At 73.8% G+C, this 16,716-nt stretch carries 14 protein-coding genes; 6 read left to right on the forward strand and 8 right to left on the reverse strand.

Annotation, left to right across the window (positions count from 1 at the left end; translation table 11 throughout):
• Nucleotides 1-197: 197 nt before the first annotated feature.
• On the reverse strand, nucleotides 198-656 hold the full coding sequence (locus ACFOVU_RS00325) for a hypothetical protein (protein ID WP_378529217.1): 459 nt from the start codon (nucleotides 654-656) through the stop codon (nucleotides 198-200).
• A 140-nt stretch (nucleotides 657-796) separates the two neighbouring features.
• Nucleotides 797-2,332 (reverse strand): L-piperidine-6-carboxylate dehydrogenase, encoded by a 1,536-nt coding sequence (gene amaB / locus ACFOVU_RS00330; RefSeq protein WP_378529218.1) that lies wholly within the window; start codon nucleotides 2,330-2,332, stop codon nucleotides 797-799.
• Between the two features lie 455 nt (nucleotides 2,333-2,787).
• On the opposite strand from amaB, the gene ACFOVU_RS00335 reads away from it, so the two are divergent.
• Nucleotides 2,788-3,951 carry a pyroglutamyl peptidase gene (locus ACFOVU_RS00335; RefSeq protein WP_378529219.1) on the forward strand — a complete coding sequence of 388 codons (1,164 nt, stop codon included), beginning with the start codon at nucleotides 2,788-2,790 and terminating at the stop codon, nucleotides 3,949-3,951.
• Between the two features lie 135 nt (nucleotides 3,952-4,086).
• Nucleotides 4,087-4,356 carry a hypothetical protein gene (locus tag ACFOVU_RS00340; protein WP_378529220.1) on the forward strand — a complete coding sequence of 90 codons (270 nt, stop codon included), beginning with the start codon at nucleotides 4,087-4,089 and terminating at the stop codon, nucleotides 4,354-4,356.
• A gap of 100 nt (nucleotides 4,357-4,456) precedes the next feature.
• On the opposite strand, the gene ACFOVU_RS00345 is transcribed toward ACFOVU_RS00340, so the two are convergent.
• Both ACFOVU_RS00345 and ligD read right to left on the reverse strand, forming a co-directional pair.
• Nucleotides 4,457-4,849: a hypothetical protein gene (locus ACFOVU_RS00345; protein WP_378529221.1), complete on the reverse strand. Its 393-nt coding sequence runs from the start codon at nucleotides 4,847-4,849 to the stop codon at nucleotides 4,457-4,459.
• Nucleotides 4,850-5,133: 284 nt separating this feature from the next.
• Nucleotides 5,134-6,045, reverse strand: coding sequence for a non-homologous end-joining DNA ligase (ligD, locus tag ACFOVU_RS00350; RefSeq protein ID WP_378529222.1), 912 nt, complete (start codon nucleotides 6,043-6,045; stop codon nucleotides 5,134-5,136).
• 86 nt (nucleotides 6,046-6,131) lie between these two features.
• On the opposite strand from ligD, the gene ku reads away from it, so the two are divergent.
• Nucleotides 6,132-7,109 (forward strand): non-homologous end joining protein Ku, encoded by a 978-nt coding sequence (ku, locus tag ACFOVU_RS00355; RefSeq protein WP_378529223.1) that lies wholly within the window; start codon nucleotides 6,132-6,134, stop codon nucleotides 7,107-7,109.
• A 41-nt stretch (nucleotides 7,110-7,150) separates the two neighbouring features.
• On the opposite strand, the gene ACFOVU_RS00360 is transcribed toward ku, so the two are convergent.
• On the reverse strand, nucleotides 7,151-8,104 hold the full coding sequence (locus tag ACFOVU_RS00360) for an ATP-dependent DNA ligase (RefSeq protein WP_378529224.1): 954 nt from the start codon (nucleotides 8,102-8,104) through the stop codon (nucleotides 7,151-7,153).
• A 69-nt stretch (nucleotides 8,105-8,173) separates the two neighbouring features.
• Nucleotides 8,174-8,812 carry a TetR/AcrR family transcriptional regulator gene (locus ACFOVU_RS00365; RefSeq protein WP_378529225.1) on the reverse strand — a complete coding sequence of 213 codons (639 nt, stop codon included), beginning with the start codon at nucleotides 8,810-8,812 and terminating at the stop codon, nucleotides 8,174-8,176.
• Nucleotides 8,813-8,937: 125 nt separating this feature from the next.
• On the opposite strand from ACFOVU_RS00365, the gene ACFOVU_RS00370 reads away from it, so the two are divergent.
• A complete protein-coding gene (locus tag ACFOVU_RS00370) occupies nucleotides 8,938-10,785 on the forward strand; it encodes an ABC transporter ATP-binding protein (RefSeq protein WP_378529226.1) in 1,848 nt (615 codons plus the stop codon).
• Nucleotides 10,786-10,881: 96 nt separating this feature from the next.
• On the opposite strand, the gene ACFOVU_RS00375 is transcribed toward ACFOVU_RS00370, so the two are convergent.
• A complete protein-coding gene (locus tag ACFOVU_RS00375; RefSeq protein ID WP_378529227.1) occupies nucleotides 10,882-11,385 on the reverse strand; it encodes a hypothetical protein in 504 nt (167 codons plus the stop codon).
• A gap of 126 nt (nucleotides 11,386-11,511) precedes the next feature.
• Complete coding sequence (locus tag ACFOVU_RS00380; RefSeq protein ID WP_378529228.1) at nucleotides 11,512-13,185, reverse strand: ABC-F family ATP-binding cassette domain-containing protein; 1,674 nt, start codon at nucleotides 13,183-13,185, stop codon at nucleotides 11,512-11,514.
• A gap of 621 nt (nucleotides 13,186-13,806) precedes the next feature.
• Here ACFOVU_RS00380 and ACFOVU_RS00385 point away from each other — a divergent pair.
• Both ACFOVU_RS00385 and ACFOVU_RS00390 read left to right on the forward strand, forming a co-directional pair.
• On the forward strand, nucleotides 13,807-15,288 hold the full coding sequence (locus ACFOVU_RS00385) for a polysaccharide deacetylase family protein (protein ID WP_378529229.1): 1,482 nt from the start codon (nucleotides 13,807-13,809) through the stop codon (nucleotides 15,286-15,288).
• 91 nt (nucleotides 15,289-15,379) lie between these two features.
• Nucleotides 15,380-16,708, forward strand: coding sequence for an ATP-grasp domain-containing protein (locus ACFOVU_RS00390; protein ID WP_378529259.1), 1,329 nt, complete (start codon nucleotides 15,380-15,382; stop codon nucleotides 16,706-16,708).
• Nucleotides 16,709-16,716 lie beyond the last annotated feature (8 nt).

Raw genomic sequence — 16,716 nt, forward strand, 5'->3', positions numbered from 1 at the left:
GCGTGGTGCGCGTGTCCACGCGCACCGGGCGGTCCTCGCCGTCCACCCGCAGCGTGATGTCGACCTCCATCGCCTCGCACCCCCCGGCACCCGCAGTCATGGTCGGGGCGGTCCACTGACCCCGCGCCGCGCGGCTAAACCCCGCGGCGCGGGCGCTGCGGCCGCCTGCCGGCGGGCGCGGGCGGCCCGGGCGGCGGTCACCCGGTGGCGACCACCGCGGCTCCGGCGACCTCCCGGATCCGGGAGCGCAGCCAGGCGACCTGCCCGGAGGTCTCGGCGTGGCACCGGGCCACCACCTCGGCCAGTTCGGCGTCGCCCGCCGACTGGGCGGCGCGGTCGGCGATGGTCCAGGAGATCTCGCAGTCGGCGGCGAGCAGGTAGAGGGCGTGCAGGTCGCGCAGCAGCCCGATCCGGCCGCCCTGGGGGCCGGCGAAGGGCGCCACCCCGGCGTGCTCCACGTCCTCGGCGGCGGAGCGCAGGTGCCGGCGGGCGAAGGCGTCGAGGCTGCGGACGTGGTCGTCGCACTCGCGCGCCATGCGCGCGCAGGTGTGGGCGAGCCCGGAATCGTCGACGTGGTGGCGGCCCACCGCCACCAGCGCCTTGCCCAGCCCCGTCTCCGTCCGCGACAGCACCGTCAGATAGTGGTCGAGGTACACCGCTCACCCTCCCCCGGGCACGGCCTGCGCGGCCCCCGGCACGTCCATGCCGCACCTCTGCCCGGTGCGCGGGGGTCCATGCGCGCCCGGCCGCCCCCGCACAGCGGGGGCGGCCGGCGCTCAGGCGGGCGTCGCGGGTGCTAGAGGAAGTTGACGCCCTGGGCCAAGGGCAGCTCGCCGGAGTGGTTGACCGTGTTGGTGGCGCGGCGCATGTAGGCGCGCCAGGCGTCCGAGCCCGACTCCCGGCCGCCCCCGGTCTCCTTCTCCCCGCCGAAGGCGCCGCCGATCTCCGCGCCCGAGGTGCCGATGTTGACGTTGACGATGCCGCAGTCGGCGCCCTCGGCCGCCAGGAACCGCTCGGCCTCGCGCTGGTCCTGGGTGAACACCGAGCCCGACAGCCCCTGCGGCACCGCGTTGTGCAGCGCCACCGCCTCCTCGAAGTCCCGGTAGGTCAGCACGTAGAGGATCGGCGCGAAGGTCTCGGTGCGCACGATCTCGGTCTGGGCGGGCATGCGCACCACCGCCGGCTCGACGTAGTAGGCGTCGGGGGCGTCCTTCTCCAGGCACCGGGCGCCGCCGGTGAGCACGGTGCCGCCGTCGGCGGTCGCCTGATCCAGGGCCGCGCGCATGGCCTCGTGGGCGCCCGCGCCGATCAGCGGGCCCACCAGGGTCGCGTCGTCGAAAGGGTCCCCGATGCGCTCGGCCAGGCGCCCGTAGGCGTCCACGACCCGGCCCAGGAACGCCTCGGCGACGTCCTCGTGGACGATCAGCCGCCGCTGGGTGGTGCACCGCTGCCCGGCCGTGCCCGCCGCCCCGAAGACCACCCCGCGCGTGGCGAGGTCGAGGTCGGCCGAGGGCGCCACAACGGCGGCGTTGTTGCCGCCCAGTTCCAGCAGGCACTTGCCGAACCGGGCCGCCACCCGCGGGGCGACCTCCCGCCCCATGCGCACCGACCCGGTGGCGCTGACCAGCGCCACCCGCGGATCGTCGACCAGCGCCCCGCCGGTCTCGCGCCCGCCCGGCACCAGCCGGTGGACGTCGGCCGGGGCCCCGGTGTCGGCGGCGGCCCGCGCCAGCAGCGCGTGGCAGGCCAGGGCGGTCATCGGGGTCGCCTCCGACGGCTTCCACACCACCGTGTCGCCGCACACCAGCGCGACCGCGGTGTTCCACGCCCACACCGCCACCGGGAAGTTGAACGCGGTGACGACGCCGACCACGCCCAGGGGGTGCCAGGTCTCCATCAGCCGGTGCCCCGGGCGCTCCGAGGGCATGGTCCGCCCGTAGAGCTGGCGCGAGAGCCCCACCGCGAAGTCGCAGACGTCGATCATCTCCTGCACCTCGCCCAGCGCCTCGGAGCGGATCTTGCCCGCCTCGATGGTCACCAGGTCGGCAAGGTCGCTCTTGTGCTCGCGCAGGAGCTCGCCGAGCCGGCGCACCAGCTCCCCCCGCTGCGGCGCGGGCGTGCCCCGCCAGGAGTCGCGGAAGGCGGCGTGAGCCGCGCCGACGGCGGCGCCGACCCCCTCCGGATCGGTCGCGGGGACCCCGAACAGCACCCCGCCGGTCAAGGGGGTGCGGCCCGGCAGCCCGGACGCGTCGTCTACCGGCTCGGCGCCACAACGGGCGAGCGCGGCGCCGGCGCGCTCGCGCAACTGGTCGGTGGTGGGGAGGATTATCATGCGCGGTCTCTCCTCGTCGAGAGGTGCAGGGCGGGCAGGGATCTCGTTCCCAGCGCCACCACCGCCTAACCGCCGCCCCCGGCGGGGCGCGCCGCCCGGGGCCGTCACGCGCGAACGGTAAACTCCGGCTCGGTCCCGACCGGCCGCGCCCGCTCGGACCGCTCTCCCCCGGCCCTGACCGGGTCCCGCTCCCCCGGCCCGCCGCCGGCGCGAGCGGGCACCGCGCCCACGCGGCGCCCCGGTGCCGGCACGCCTCCGGCCCCCGAACGATCACGATGGAAGGACGGTGACGCCGCACCCGCGTTCCCACCCCCGACGCCCCCGCCCCCGCGGCGGCACGGAGCACGGTTCACGACCCCACGTGACCCCGGCACCAGCAGACGCAGAGACTGTCGGCCAAGGATGCGCATCCTCCCCCTCGGCTCGCCCCAGGGGGCCTGCACTCAAGGATCCCAATGAACGCCACCGCCACCACCGCCGAGGAAGACCGAGCCGATCTGGAGGCGCCCCAGGCGATCCTGCGCGGCTCCGGGTTCGCCGCGGCGGCACCCCTGTTCGCCGCCGACCTCGACGCGGCCACCGACCTCCACGACGCCGGCCAGGTCGTCGCCGCCCACGGGCGGCGCCTGTGGACCGAGGCCGTCCGGCACAACGGCGAGATCGCCGACGACCGCCCGCTGTACTGGGCCCGCCTGACCCTGGGCGCGCGGCTGCGCACCTGGGCTCCCCCGTTCACCGTCACCGCCGCCGACCGCGCCGCGCTCTCGAGCCGGCTCGAACTCGCCTCCCGCGGCCACGACGACCTCGTGTTCCCGCCCGACGAGCGCATCCTGCGCGTCGTCGTGACCGGCTTCGACCCCTTCCTGCTGGACGACGACGTGCGCCGCTCCAACCCCTCCGGGGTTGGAGCGCTCACCCTGCACGACGCCACCTTCCAGGTCGGCGACCGCACCGCGGTCGTGCGCACCGCCGTCTTCCCGGTGCGCTGGCGCGACTTCACCGGCGGCATGGTCGAACGCACCCTCCACCCGCACTATGCGCCCGCGGTGGGGGCGATGGCCGCCGACGCGGTCATCACCGTCAGCCAGGGCGGCGAGGGCCGTTTCGACCTGGAGGCCCACAATGGCGCATGGCGCGGCCCGCGCGCCGACAATGAGCGCCTGACCGCCCCGGGCCCCGTGCCCCCCGCGGACGGCTTCCCCGCCCCTGAGCCGCTGCCGCAGTGGACCGCCTCCACCCTCCCCCGCCAGGCGATCATCGAGCGCGCCGCGGGGCGCTTCCCCATCCACGACAACACCGAGGTCACCGAGGTCCCGGCGGGCGCGGAGGAGCCCGTCGTGCGCCCCGATGGCCCCACGCCCGGCTCGCGGGCACGGGCGGGTGGCGGCGGGGACTACCTCTCCAACGAGATCGCCTACCGCAACACCCTGCTGCGCGACGCCACCGAGCGCGCCATCCCCGCGGGCCACGTCCACACCCCCGTGCTGGACCTGGGCGCGGACGACCCCGCCGAGCTCACCGACCCCGCGTTCGAGCGCGACCGCGCCGACATCGTCGCCCAGCTCCGCGAGATCGTCGCGGCGAGCCTCTGCGGCACCGCCGAGGGCACCACCCCCTGATAGCGGCGGGGGCCACCGCCCGCTCCGCGGGCCCCCGCCCTTCTCCCCCAGGTCGCCCCCGGCGAAACACCTGGTCCAAGACGTCTTAACACTGGTGGCCTGGTGGGTTCGCGCCGCCACGGATAGTCTCGGTCCATGCCCGACAACCCTCACCCCGTTGACGCGTCCTCCCTCAGAGACGAGCAGCGCCGTGCCGACGCCGAACACGCCGCTCTGGTCTCGAAGATCATCCGAGCGCTGCGCCGCCGGGAGGCCGTGGAGATCCCCGCCCAGGTCGAGGCCGACAAGATCCGCAGGGCCGCCCGCGCCGCGGGGTCCCAGCTCGGCCGCCGGGTCTCGGCGCGGCGGACCAATGAAGGCGCGATCGTCATCATGAACGCCGACCATTCCGGTCCGGGGCGCTGATCCCCGGGGCGTGCCGCCCCATGCGCAACGCCCCGGCCCGAGGGCCGGGGCGCAGGTGCCGTGCTGCCGCGTGCCGGCCGGGCCGGCGGGGGTCGCGGCGCTAGTAGCTCGTGGCGAGGGAGCCGAAGAGCGCGAACCCGTAGATGGCGATGTAGATGACGCCCGCCACGGCGCCGACACCGAAGAGGATCCACGAGATCAGCGTGCAGGTGCGCGCGGCCGAGGGGTTGCTGCTGGCGATGCTGAGGCCGATGATCGCCAGGATCAGGCCCGGAAGGGTCGCGACCCAGCACAGGCACAGCCCGATGACGTTGGCGATCAGGGCGCCGATGGCGCTGCCCTGGCTGGCGGGCGGCTCCTGGGGCCCGAGCGGGGGCGGTGGGGGTGGTGGCGGCGGCGGTCCGTAGCCGCCACCGGGCGGCGGCGGGGGTGGGGTAGGCCCTCCCCAGCCTCCTGCCCCGTAGGGAGGCTGACCCCCGGTACCGTAGCTCATTCTGCTCCCTCTTTCGGGGTTGCGGTGGTGATGCCAATGATGGTCTCAAATGTGCGAGTCCGCGCGCGGCGGTAAGCCGGTCGAACGGGAGTTCTGTTACCGATTCGAGCGCAAGGGTTCGTTGCCGTCGGGTGACGCTGTGGCGTTTGCGGAGGTCAGGCATGGCCAGATAGGGAGATTCGACGCCAGTGCACGCCTTGATGACGTAGATCCCCTTTGCCCGATTGGCCGCCATCGGCCGTTTCCACCGGCCCCGCTCCGCCGCCATCGGCTACGCTCGGCGCTCACCCGCCCAGCCGGTCGACCGCCTTCAGGGGCGAGCGCGCGTGGCGTGCCAGGTCGCGCCAGGGGTCGGCGGCGGCGCGGTCGCCGATGGTGCGCACCGTCCACGCGCGCGCCGACTCGACGCCGTCCAGCTCGTCCCAGGCCAGCGGGGTCGCCACCGGCGCCCCCGGCAGGGCGCGCACCGAGTACGGGGCCACGGCGAGCTGCGCGTAGCCGTTGCGCAGGTAGTCGATGAACAGCCGCCCCCGGCGCCGCTGCTTGCGCACGTGGGTGGTGAGGTCGCCGGGCCGCCGGGCCGCGGCCGTCTCGGCGACGATGTGGGCGAGGTCGCGGGCGTGCCAGGCGTCGATCTCGGGCCGTATGGGCGCGACCACGTGCAGGCCGCGCGATCCGGTGGTCATGACGTAGGCGGCGAGCCCCAGCTCCTCCAGCACGGCGCGCACGTCGCGGGCGGCCCGGCGGGCCGCGGCGAAGTCGTCGCCCGCGGGGTCCAGGTCGAGGATGATCCGGTCGGGGCGGCGCAGGTCGCCGGCCCGGCTCAGCCAGGGGTGCAGCGTGATGGCGGCCTGGTCGGCGAGCCAGACGAGGGTGGCGGCGTCGTCGCAGACGATCATCTGCGAGGTGCCGCCGTGCTCGTGGGGCACCTCGGCCGACGCCACCCAGGAGGGGGCGAATCCGGGGCGGTTCTTGACGTAGAAGCCCTGCCCCTCGGCCTCGATGCCCTCGGGGAAGCGCTGGAGCGCCAGGGGCCGCCCGCGCAGGTGGCGCAGCATCGCCGGGGCCACCGCGCGGTAGTAGCGGGCGAGTTCGCCCTTGGTGACGCCGCCCGCGCCGAACAGCTCCTTGCCCGGCCGCTGCACGGTGACGGTGCGGCCGCCGGCTTTCAGCGTCTCGGCGGCGGGAGCGGGCACCGGATCCCCTTTCGGTCTTTACCCCTATGTTCGGACGATTTACCCGATATCGGGCATGGGGCACATGAGAGGACGGGAGGTGGGCCATGGCATCGCCGGTGTGGAAGGGGTCGCTGTCGTTCGGCCTGGTGAACGTGCCGGTACGGCTCTACGGGGCGACCGAGCGCCACGGGGTGCGCTTCCACCAGTTCGAGCGGGGCACCTCCGACCGGATCCGCTACCGCCGGGTGAACGAGCGCACCGGCGAGGAGGTGGCGCCGGCCGACATCATCAAGGGCGCCAACGTCGACGACAGCGACGAGTACGTGGTGCTCGAACCCCAGGAGCTGGAGTCCATCGCCCCCGGCCGCTCGCGGACGCTGGAGATCTCGGCGTTCGTCCCCGCCGGCGCGGTGGAACCCCTCTGGTACAACTCCACCTACTACCTGGCCCCCGACGCCAAGACCTCGGCCAAGCCCTACAACCTGCTGTGCGCCGTCCTGGAGCGCGCGGAGCGGGTGGGGGTCGCCCGGCTGGTGATGCGCGAGCGCCAGCACCTGTCCGTCATCGGCCCGCAGAACGGGGTGCTGACGCTGAGCACCCTGTGGTGGGCCGACGAGGTGCGCGACCCCGACGAGGTGCTGCCCGCGATCCCCGAGACCGATCTCGCCGGGCGGGAGATGGAGCTGGCCGGACAGCTCATCGAGTCCATGGCCGAGGAGTGGCGGCCCGAGGCCTACAGCGACGCCTACCAGGAGCGGCTGGGCGAGCTGATCGACGCCAAGCACGAGGGCCGCCGGCTGCGCTACCGCGACGAGGGCCCGCCCAAGCCGCGCACCAACGTCGTGGAGCTGACCGAGGCGCTGCGCGCCAGCCTCGGCAGCGGCACCGGGACCCGCAAGGGCAAGGGGCGCAAGGCGGGCCGCGCCGCGGCGCCGCGCCAGGCCCCGCCGGTGTCGGAGATGTCCAAGACCGACCTGTCCCGGCTGGCCGCCGAGCTGAAGGTGCCCGGACGCTCCAAGATGTCGCGCGCCGACCTGGAGAAGGCCGTCTCCCGCGCGCAGCGGGAGACCGCCGCCTCCTGACCGGCGCCCCGGACGAGCACGGGGCCACTGGGGACGCCGCCTCACGTCTCCAGGTCCAGCCCGGTGGGGACGTCGGCGGGTCCCACATCGGAGCGGGGCCGCAGGTAGGGGACGACGTGGCGCCAGCGCCCGGCCGAGACCGCCGGGTCCGGCTCGACCTCCACCACCACCTCCGGCTCCACCCGCACATAGACCACGGGCTCGCCGGTGCCCCAGGCGGGCGCGAGCCGGCGCGGCCAGGGATGGTCGTCGCCGGCCTCCCGCAGCAGCCCGGACAGCCCGTCCTGCTGGGCCCGGGTGAGTTCGGCGGTGCGCCCGGCGATGCGCAGCTGCCCGCTCGCGGGGTCGGGGCGGCCCAGGATGAGCGCGCTGGGCCGGTCGGTGCGGCCGATGACGCCGCCCACGATGGCCTCGGTGGTGATGCGGCGCTTGAACTTGAGCCAGTCGCGGCGGCCGGGCGCGTAGGCGCGCCGGGCGTCCTTGACCATGAGCCCCTCCAGCCCGACCCCGGACAGCCCGTCGAACCACTGGCGGGCCACGATGGCGCGGGAGGTCTGCCAGCCGAGCATCAGGCGCGGGTCGTGGACGCCGGCGAACAGCTTCTCCAGCCGGTCGCGGCGGTGGGCCAGCGCGCTCTGGGTGAGGTCGGCGCCGGTCAGGCGCAGCAGGTCGAAGGCGATGAAGTGGGCGGGCTCCTCGTCGGCGAGGCGTTCGGCGGTGGACAGGGAGGCACGGTTGCGGCGCTGGAGGGCGTCGAAGTCGAGCCCCTCCCCCGACCAGCGCACGATCTCGCCGTCGAGGGTGGTGGCGTCGGGCAGCGCTGCGAGCAGCGACCCTGCGACCTCGGGGAACCGGGCGTCGAGCCGGCGCCCGGACCGCGATGAGATGCGGATCCGGCCGCCATCGCGCTCGGCGATGGCGCGGAATCCGTCCCATTTGGGTTCATACCGCCAGTGGACACCTTCGGGCAGGGTCTCCACGGTTCGGGCGAGCATCGGTCGCACGGGGGTGGACCTGCCCGGCCGCGCGGGTCTCAGCGGGGCTTTGGGCCGATCCTGGAACGATCATTGCCCGGCGTTGGCCCGGGCCGCGGGCGGGCCGGCCGCGGCCCCCGCAGCAGCGGGTGCGGCGATGCCGTTCTCCAGGGTGCGCACCACCATCTGGGCGACCCCGTGGCGCGGGAGCACGCCCTTGTCGACCAGTTCGCAGCCGGTGTAGACGAGCGCCCACACGGTGTTCTGGATCCAGACGTCGCTGACACCGGGGTCGAAGACGCCGTCGGCCTGGCCGCGCCGGATGAGGTCGAGGAGGTAGTCGTCGTCGCCGGGGCCCTCGCAGGCGGTGTCGGCGGGGCCGTAGGCCTCCAGCAGGGCGGGGTCGGCGAACAGCAGCACGAGGCGGTCGCCCACCTCGACCATGGACGCGACCACCCTGCGCATGGCCTCCAGCGGCGGCCCCTCGTGGGGGCGGGCGTCGGCCGCCGCCCGGTCCAGCCCCCGGAGGGAGTCCTCGACCAGGGCGCGCAGCAGGTCGTCGCGGTCGTGGAAGTAGCGGTGCAGCGTGCTGCGCCCGACCTCGGCGGCCTTGGCGATGTCGGCGAGCGTGGCGGCGCGGTCGCGGGCGAGCACGGCCGCCGCGGCGTCGATGATGGCGCGCCGGGTGCGGCCGCGTGCGCCGGTCCGCTCACTGACTGGGCTCGTCATGCACGGCAAGGTACCACGCGGCTTCCCCGTACTGAACCACCGGGAAATAATAATGGGACATGAATGTCCCATAGTGGTAATCTCCGGTTTTGTTCCTGAACATCGATCCACGATCGGAGTATGCGGTGGAAACCGACACGGGCCCCCGGCCGGACGACCTCCCGGTCCGCTGGCCCAACCTCAGGCTGCTGTGGTCGTTCGTCCGGCCGCACCGGTGGGTGCTCGCAGTGGGCATCGTGCTGGGGCTCGTGGCCACCGGCACCCAGCTGGCGACACCGCTGGTCACCAAGGAGATCCTCGACGGCCTGGCCGGGGCCGCGCCCATCGCCCCCTGGGTCGGCGTGCTGGTGGCGCTGCTGGTCGTCGGCGGCGTCGTGGGCCTGGTGCAGTGGATCATGATGGGCCGCCTGGGCGAGCAGGTCGTCCTGTCCGTGCGCACCTCGATGGTGCGCCGGCTGTTCCGGGTGCGCATCGAGGAGCTGTCCGGCCGCTCCAGCGGGGAGTTCGTCACCCGCGTCACCTCCGACACCGTCCTCATGCGCGAGGCAGTGGCCTCCAGCGTCGTCTCCTTCGTCAACAGCATCGTCGGCCTGGCCGGCGCCCTGGCGCTCATGGCGACGCTCGACCTGGTCCTGCTGGGGGCCATGGTCGCCGTGATCGTCGTGGTCACGGTCCTGATCTCGGTGCTCATGCCGCGGCTGGCCGAGGCGCAGAAGCAGGCGCAGGCCGCGATCGGGCGCATGGGCGCCGCGCTGGAAGGGGCGATGCGCGCCATCCGCACCGTCAAGGCCAGCCGCGCTGAGGAGCGCGAGTCCGACCGGGTGGTCACCGAAGCCGAGGAGTCCGCCCGGCAGGGGATCCGCGCGGTGCGCATCGAGGCGGTGGCCTGGACCATCACCGGCACCGGCATCTCGGTGGCGATCATGCTGGTCCTGGCGATCGGCGCCTATCGGGTGAGCGCCGGCGCGCTCGCGGTCTCGGCGCTGGTCGCGTTCCTGCTCTACGCATTCCAGCTGATGATGCCGGCGATGGAGCTGTCGCAGGTGGTCACCTCGCTGCAATCGGGCGTGGCCGCGGCCGCGCGGATCTCTGAGGTGGACCGGCTCGGCGTCGAGCCGGCGGCGCCGCGTACCGCCGCCGGTCCCGTTGCGGACGGGGGCAGCGGCGGGCCCGGTGGAGGCGCCCGCGGGCCGGGCGCGGGGCGGCGCACGGCGCCGGGGCCGGTGCTGTCGTTCCACGGGGTGACCGCCCGCTACGCCCCCGGCAGCGCGCCCGCGCTCGACGGGGTGACGGTGGACATCGCGCGCACCGGCCACACCGCGATCGTGGGGCCCTCGGGGGCGGGCAAGACCACGATGTTCTCGCTGATGCTGCGGTTCCTCCAGCCCGAGCACGGCCACGTCGCGCTCGACGGCGTGCCGCTGGCGGACTGGCCGCTGGCCGAGCTGCGCCGGCGCATCGCCTATGTGGAGCAGGAGACCCCGCTGGTGCCGGGCACCCTGGCCGACAACCTGCGCTACACCCACCCCGGGGCCGGCGACGACGACCTGTGGGAGGCGCTGCGCGCGGTCCGGCTCGACGAGCGGGCGCGCACCCTGGAGCAGGGGCTGGACACCTCGCTGTCGACGGCGGTCATCTCCGGCGGCGAGCGGCAGCGCATCGCGCTGGCCCGCGCGCTGGTCTCCGACCCCGAGATCCTGCTGCTGGACGAGGCCACCGCGCAGCTGGACGGCCGCACCGAGGCCGCGATCCAGCACTCGATCCGCGGACTGGCGGCCCGCGGGGCGGTGGTGACCATCGCCCACCGGCTGTCGACGGTGATCGACGCCGACCGGATCATCGTCCTGGAGGCGGGCCGCCCCCGCGCGGTGGGCACCCACGCCGAGCTGCTGCGCACCGACGGGCTCTACCGCGAGCTCGTCACCGCCCTGCGCATCGCCACCCCCGCCGCAGAGCCCGACCCGGCGGTCTGACCGGGCCGGGCCGGGCCGGGCCGGGGCGGGCGCCCTGGCCCGGCCCGGTCAGGGAGTCGACCCGCAGCAGCGCAGCACCCCTTCCCCGACGGTCATTCAGCCGGCATCCGGCGCCTCCGGTTCGACCTGCGCCAACCGCACGACCACTTCGTCGCCGTTCACCCCGAGATACCACAAGCCCAATTCATTGATGCCGTGGGTGGGGTCCTGGTCCGGGTCGGAGGGTACGCTCGGGTCGACCTGCACGAAGGCCATGTCGGTGTCGGGCATGTCCGGGTACGACCCCGCCACGGCGATCTCCGTGGGGGTGACCGTGGTGAAGGTGAGACGCGCGACCCTCTGGTCGCCGTCCAGGTGGATGACGTCCCCCTCCGAGACGAAGACCTCGCAGTCGCCGTCGGCACAGGCATCCAGATCACGCCCGTCGGCCGCCTCCGGCGCGGGTGGAGATGCCTCGGGCGAGGACGGCTCCGCTTCGGGGGACGGAGGCGAGGACGACGGTGCGGCGTCCCCGGCCGCATCCGGCGTTTCGGACGACGAGCATCCGGCGGTGGCGACGGCCGCAAGCGCGCCCGCGATCAGACTTCGGGTGATGGTCATGTGGCTCATTGTCATGACACAGCGGGCAACTCGAGGTGGATGGCCGGAAACGGCCATCCGGTACGCACCCGGGGGGCGGGCGCCGCGGCGCCCGCCCCCCGGGTGCCCCCCCGTGGCGGCCGCGGGTCAGGGGCCGGGGATGCGCTCGGTGACCCTGCCCTGGTCGAGGCGGAGTTCGGCGCCGTCCCAGCCGCGGCGCAGCCAGCGGTCGTGGCTGGCGACCACCACCGCGCCGGGCGTGGTGCGCAGCGCCTCCTCCAGCTCCTCGGCCAGGGCCAGGGAGAGGTGGTTGGTGGGTTCGTCCAGCAGCAGCACCTGGGGCGAGGTGGCCACGAGCAGCGCGAGCGCGAGGCGGCGGCGCTGGCCCACGCTCAGCAGCCCCACGGGGCGCTCGATGTCGCGCGGCGCCACCAGGCCCAGCGCACCCAGCTGGGGCGCGTCGCTCCGGTCGCGGGTCATGGCCTCGTAGTAGCGGCGGGCGGTGGTGCCGGGTTCGGCGAAGCGGACGTCCTGTTCGAGCAGGGCGACGGTGGCCCCGCGCTGCCAGTGGACCGTGCCGCCGCCGGGATCGAGGCGGCGGGCCAGCACCTGGAGCAGGGTGGACTTTCCGGCGCCGTTGGGGCCGGTGACCAGGAGCCGTCCGCCCGCGGGCAGGTCGAGGTGGTCCAGGGTGAGCCGGCCGGGGACGTCGACGGCGCGGGCCATGAGCGCCGTGCCGTCGCCCGATCCGCCGGTGAGGGCGGCCCCGAAGGACAGCGGTGCGGGCGGCTTGCGCACCTGGTCGCGGTCCAGTTCGTCCAAGCGCCGCTGGGCGTTGCGCACGCGGCGCGAGACCTGGCTCTGGACGCGTCCGCCCTTGTAGTCGTAGCCCATCTTCTCGTTGTCGCGCGGGGCCCGGCCGTAGGCGACGTTGCGTGCGGTGGTGCGCACGGCCTCACGCAGGCGGCGCAGTTCGGCCTGCTCGTCGGCGTACTGGCGCTCCCAGTTCTCGCGCTCGCGCTTCTTCTCGCGCAGGTAGGCCGAGTAGGCGCCGCCGTAGGAGGTGGGGCCGCCGCGTGCGGGGTCGAGGTCGAGGATGCCGGTGCACACCCGGTCCAGGAAGAGGCGGTCGTGGCTGGCGAGCAGCACCGCACCCGGTAGCTCTTGCAGGTAGTCCTCCAGGAAGGCGACGCCGGCGTCGTCGAGGTGGTTGGTGGGCTCGTCGAGCAGGAGCGCCCGGGGGCGCAGTATGAGCAGTTCGGCCAGGCCCAGCCGGCTGCGCTGGCCGCCCGACATCGCGTCGGTGCGGCGCCCGCGCTCCACGCCGTCCAGGCCGAGGCCGGCCAGCACGATGTCGGCGCGCCGGTCGGCGTCCCAGACCTCGCGCGCCTCGGCGAGTTCGAGGGTGGCGGCGTAGTCGGCGAGCAGTGCGGCGTCCTCGGGGCGGTCGCGCAATTGGGCGGCCTGCCCGGCCAGGCGCGCCTCGATCTCGCGGGCGGGGCGCAGCGCCTGCTCCACGATGTCGTCCAGGGTGGCGTCGCCGGGGTAGGGCGGCTCCTGGTGCAGGAACCCGGTGTCCTCGGGCCGGGAGATCCGGCCGGAGTCGGGGTCTTCGATGCCGGCGACGAGCCTGAGCAGCGTGGACTTGCCGATCCCGTTCTCGCCGACCAGGCCCAGGCGCGCGCCGGGGGCGGCGTCGAGGGCGATGCCGTCCAGGACGGGCCGTCCCTCGTAGGACTTGGCGAGGTCGTGGACGGCGATCAGCGGCGCCGGGCCGGCCGCGGGCCGGGGCGTCGACGGGGTGTTCATGGCGTGGCGCATAGGCCACCTCCTGGTTCATGGGGAGGCGGGCCTCGTGGGGCGCCGTGCGCAGCGGTGGGCCATCGGGGGCCGGGACGTGTGCCGGAGCCGACATCGAGGCCACACCGAATGGGTTCGGGCACCCGCCGGGCCTGGGCCGCGCTCCCCTTGGGGACGGGCCGCCGCGGACGCGGGTGGTGGTCTCGATGTCACTTGCGCACGTCCGAAGGGTACGGGCCGCGCCGGTGTGCGGGCAAGCGGTTTTCGCCGTGTCGCCCAGGGGGCGTACCGGACAGGTCGCACACATGGGGTGAACAGGGCGTTCATCGCAATTGCGGTGTTTACCGGTTAATGACCAAATTAGCGACGAACGACGCTTCCGCCCCCTCTGCCCGGCCTGCATCGCCGACGCGCAGCGGGCTCCCGGGTAATCCGCGGGTAACCGCGGGCACCACACCCCGACCCTTCGGTCCCGAATGCACGATTTTGACCTGATTGCAGCGTGGCCATCTGCGCCGTACTTTCACGATAAGGAGTCGTTCGACCACGTTTTGTGTTGACGTCCTGATCAGACCCAAAGTGTCTGATCGGAACCAACTGTCCGATCTGAGGTATCTCGACCAGATGGGGGCCACCGTGGCAATGCGCATACCGAACCGCACGCGCGCCGTGCTGAGCACCTGCGCCGGACTGGCGCTCCTGGCGACACCCGCCTGCCACTCCGGAGGCTACGGCGCCGCAGGAGACGACCTCGTCACCGTCGCGCCCAAGTGGATCAAAGGCGCCCAGATGCTGGCCGAGCGCGCCGAGCACGGCGGCGTACGCGTCAGCATCGAGTCCCCGTCGGTCCCCGGAGCGCGGACGTTCACCAGCGAGCTGCGCACCATCATGGCCGAGACGCAGACCGAGTTCCTGACCCGCGGCAAGAGCGAGGGCGACGCCGAGCTGGACCAGAAGGCGACCTTCCTGGCGGCCACGCCCGACGTGCTGGGCGCGCGCGTGGTCAGCACCCGCACCACGGCCACCGGGACCGAGGAGTCGGGCACCACCCGCTGGTACGACACCGCCAAGAAGACCGTGCTGCCCTGGACGGCCCTCTTCAGCGACGAGGCCTCGGTCACCGTCGCCGGGGCCGAGACTGCGCGGCGGCTGCGCGAGCAGCACGGGGTGGACGAGGAGGGCCTGCCCGCGGGGCTGCCCACGGTCTCGCCCGAGGAGCCGCAGCTGCCGGCCGCGCCGAAGGCGGTGGCGCCCAAGGACGCCGAGGGCCTGGCCGCGAAACTGGCGGACTCGCCGCTGGACGACATCGGCTTCACCTCCTCGGGCGCCCTGGCGGTGAACTTCAGCCCGGGCGAGATCCCCGGCCGCGACGAGAAGGTCCAGGTCGTGTTCTCCAACGAGGGGACCGATCCCCTGCTCTCGGAGTTCGGGATGATGGTGCGCGACGCGGCCAAGACGACGCCCGAACAGAAGGTGGACCTCGGCGGGTCCGCCGCCGACGCGCACAAGGGGCCGGGGCTGGACTGCTCGCGCGTGCCGTGCGTGGCGCTCACCTTCGACGACGGGCCCGGCGAGTACACCGAGGGGGTGCTCGACGAGCTCTCCAAGTACTCGGCGCGGGCCACGTTCTTCGTGCTGGGGACCATGGTGCGGGAGATGCCCGATGTGGTCGCGCGCACCGCCGAGGCCGGCCACGAGATCGGCAACCACACCTGGGACCACGCCGACCTGTCGGGGGTGTCGGAGTCGGGCGTGCGCAAGGACCTGGCGCGCACCTCCGACGCGATCGAGAAGGCCGCGGGGGTGCGGCCGGCCGTCATGCGGCCCCCCTACGGCTCCTACGACGAGGCCACGCTCAAGGCCATCGGCATGCCGGCGATCCTGTGGGACGTCGACACGATGGACTGGCAGAGCCGCGACACCAAGAAGATCACCGACATCGCGCTCAAACAGGCGGCGGAGGGCAGCATCGTCCTGATGCACGACATCCACGAGCCCAGCGCCAAGGCGCTCCCGGGCATCCTCAGCGCCCTGCACCAGAAGGGCTACCACTTCGTCACGGTCTCCGAGCTCTTCGGCGACGGCGGGATGAAGTCGGCGATGGCCTACCTGCGCCGCGAATGACGCGCAACGGGCGCCTCCGCAGGTGGCCGGGGGCGCCCGTTGCCGTTTCGGAGTTCCGAGCGGCCATCTCCGGGTAGTCGGGCACCTCATGATGCGACAAACGGGGGAAAAAGGGGACAACGTGTTCGTCTTGGGACTGGACGAGCACAACCGCGCCATCCTCGACAGCCTCCCGCGCGCGTCCGACTACCGCTTCCATCCGCTCCTGGACATGGACCGGCTCCAGGGCGACACGATCGACCTGCCGGATCTGCTGGACGCCGCGCGCGCCCGGCTCGACGCCTTCGACGGCACCGTCGACGCCATCATCGGCTTCTGGGACTTCCCCGTCAGCACGCTGGTGCCCATCCTGTGCTCCGAACGGGGCCTGCCGGCGTCGTCGCTGCGGTCCGTGGTCACCTGCGAGCACAAGTACTGGAGCCGGCTGGAGCAGGCCGCGGTCATCGACGAGGTGCCCGCCTTCGCCGCCATCGACTTCTCGGCCCGGCGCCCACCGAACCACCTGAGGTACCCGCTGTGGCTCAAGCCGGTGAAGTCGTTCTCCTCCATCCTGGCCTTCCGCGTCACCGACGACGAGCAGTTCCGCGACGCGCTCGCCCAGATCCGCGAGGGCAGCGGGCGCCTGGGCGAGCCCTTCGAGTTCGTGCTCGACCGGGTGGACCTGCCCGAGGAGGTCGCCGCCGCCGGCGGGTCGGCGTGCCTGGCCGAGGAGGAGGCGTGCGGCCGGCAGCTGACCGTCGAGGGCTACGTGTGGCGGGGCGAGCCCGTGGTCTACGGGATCGTGGACTCGCTGACCTACCCCGGCACCTCGTGCTTCCTGCGCTACCAGTACCCCTCCTGCGTGCCGCAGGACGTGCAGGAGAAGCTGGGCGACCTCAGCCGGCGGGTGATCCGCCGCATCGGGCTGGACTCGGTCACGTTCAACATCGAGTACTTCTGGAACGACGAGACCGGAGACATCCGCCTGCTGGAGGTCAACCCGCGGCACTCGCAGTCCCACGCCCGGATGCTCGCCCACGTCGACGGCGCGCCCAACCACGAGCCGCTGATCCGGCTGGCCCTGGGCCGCGAACCGGAGCTGACGCACGGCGCGGGCGAGTACGCGGTCGCGGCCAAGTGGTTCCTGCGCCGGTTCACCGACGGGATCGTGCGGTCGGTGCCCACCCGGGAGGACATCGCACGCATGGAACGCGAAATACCGGGGACGACCGTGAAGATCGCGGTCAAGGACGGCGACCACCTGTCCGACCTGCATGGACAGGACAGCTACAGCTACGAGCTCGCGCAGGTGTTCGTCGCCGGCGACGACACCGAGGAGCTGCGGCGCACCTACGAGCGGTGCGTGGAGCGGCTCCCGTTCCGGATCGACGACATCCCCGGCGACGGGGAGGCCGAGTGCGCCCAGAGGACGACCCACTGAAAGGGGAG

This window comes from Nocardiopsis sediminis (assembly GCF_042650565.1).
GTDB lineage: Bacteria > Actinomycetota > Actinomycetes > Streptosporangiales > Streptosporangiaceae > Nocardiopsis_B > Nocardiopsis_B sediminis.

What these genes read in the sequence shown, in the direction of transcription:
- ACFOVU_RS00345 (WP_378529221.1), bottom strand. Translation starts at nt 4,849, where the DNA reads ATGAGCTACGGTACCGGGGGTCAGCCTCCCTACGGGGCAGGAGGCTGG.
- amaB (WP_378529218.1), bottom strand. Translation starts at nt 2,332, where the DNA reads ATGATAATCCTCCCCACCACCGACCAGTTGCGCGAGCGCGCCGGCGCC.
- ACFOVU_RS00385 (WP_378529229.1), top strand. Translation starts at nt 13,807, where the DNA reads ATGCGCATACCGAACCGCACGCGCGCCGTGCTGAGCACCTGCGCCGGA.
- ACFOVU_RS00335 (WP_378529219.1), top strand. Translation starts at nt 2,788, where the DNA reads ATGAACGCCACCGCCACCACCGCCGAGGAAGACCGAGCCGATCTGGAG.
- ACFOVU_RS00375 (WP_378529227.1), bottom strand. Translation starts at nt 11,385, where the DNA reads ATGACCATCACCCGAAGTCTGATCGCGGGCGCGCTTGCGGCCGTCGCC.
- ACFOVU_RS00380 (WP_378529228.1), bottom strand. Translation starts at nt 13,185, where the DNA reads ATGCGCCACGCCATGAACACCCCGTCGACGCCCCGGCCCGCGGCCGGC.
- ACFOVU_RS00360 (WP_378529224.1), bottom strand. Translation starts at nt 8,104, where the DNA reads ATGCTCGCCCGAACCGTGGAGACCCTGCCCGAAGGTGTCCACTGGCGG.
- ACFOVU_RS00365 (WP_378529225.1), bottom strand. Translation starts at nt 8,812, where the DNA reads ATGACGAGCCCAGTCAGTGAGCGGACCGGCGCACGCGGCCGCACCCGG.
- ACFOVU_RS00340 (WP_378529220.1), top strand. Translation starts at nt 4,087, where the DNA reads ATGCCCGACAACCCTCACCCCGTTGACGCGTCCTCCCTCAGAGACGAG.
- ku (WP_378529223.1), top strand. Translation starts at nt 6,132, where the DNA reads ATGGCATCGCCGGTGTGGAAGGGGTCGCTGTCGTTCGGCCTGGTGAAC.
- ACFOVU_RS00390 (WP_378529259.1), top strand. Translation starts at nt 15,380, where the DNA reads ATGCGACAAACGGGGGAAAAAGGGGACAACGTGTTCGTCTTGGGACTG.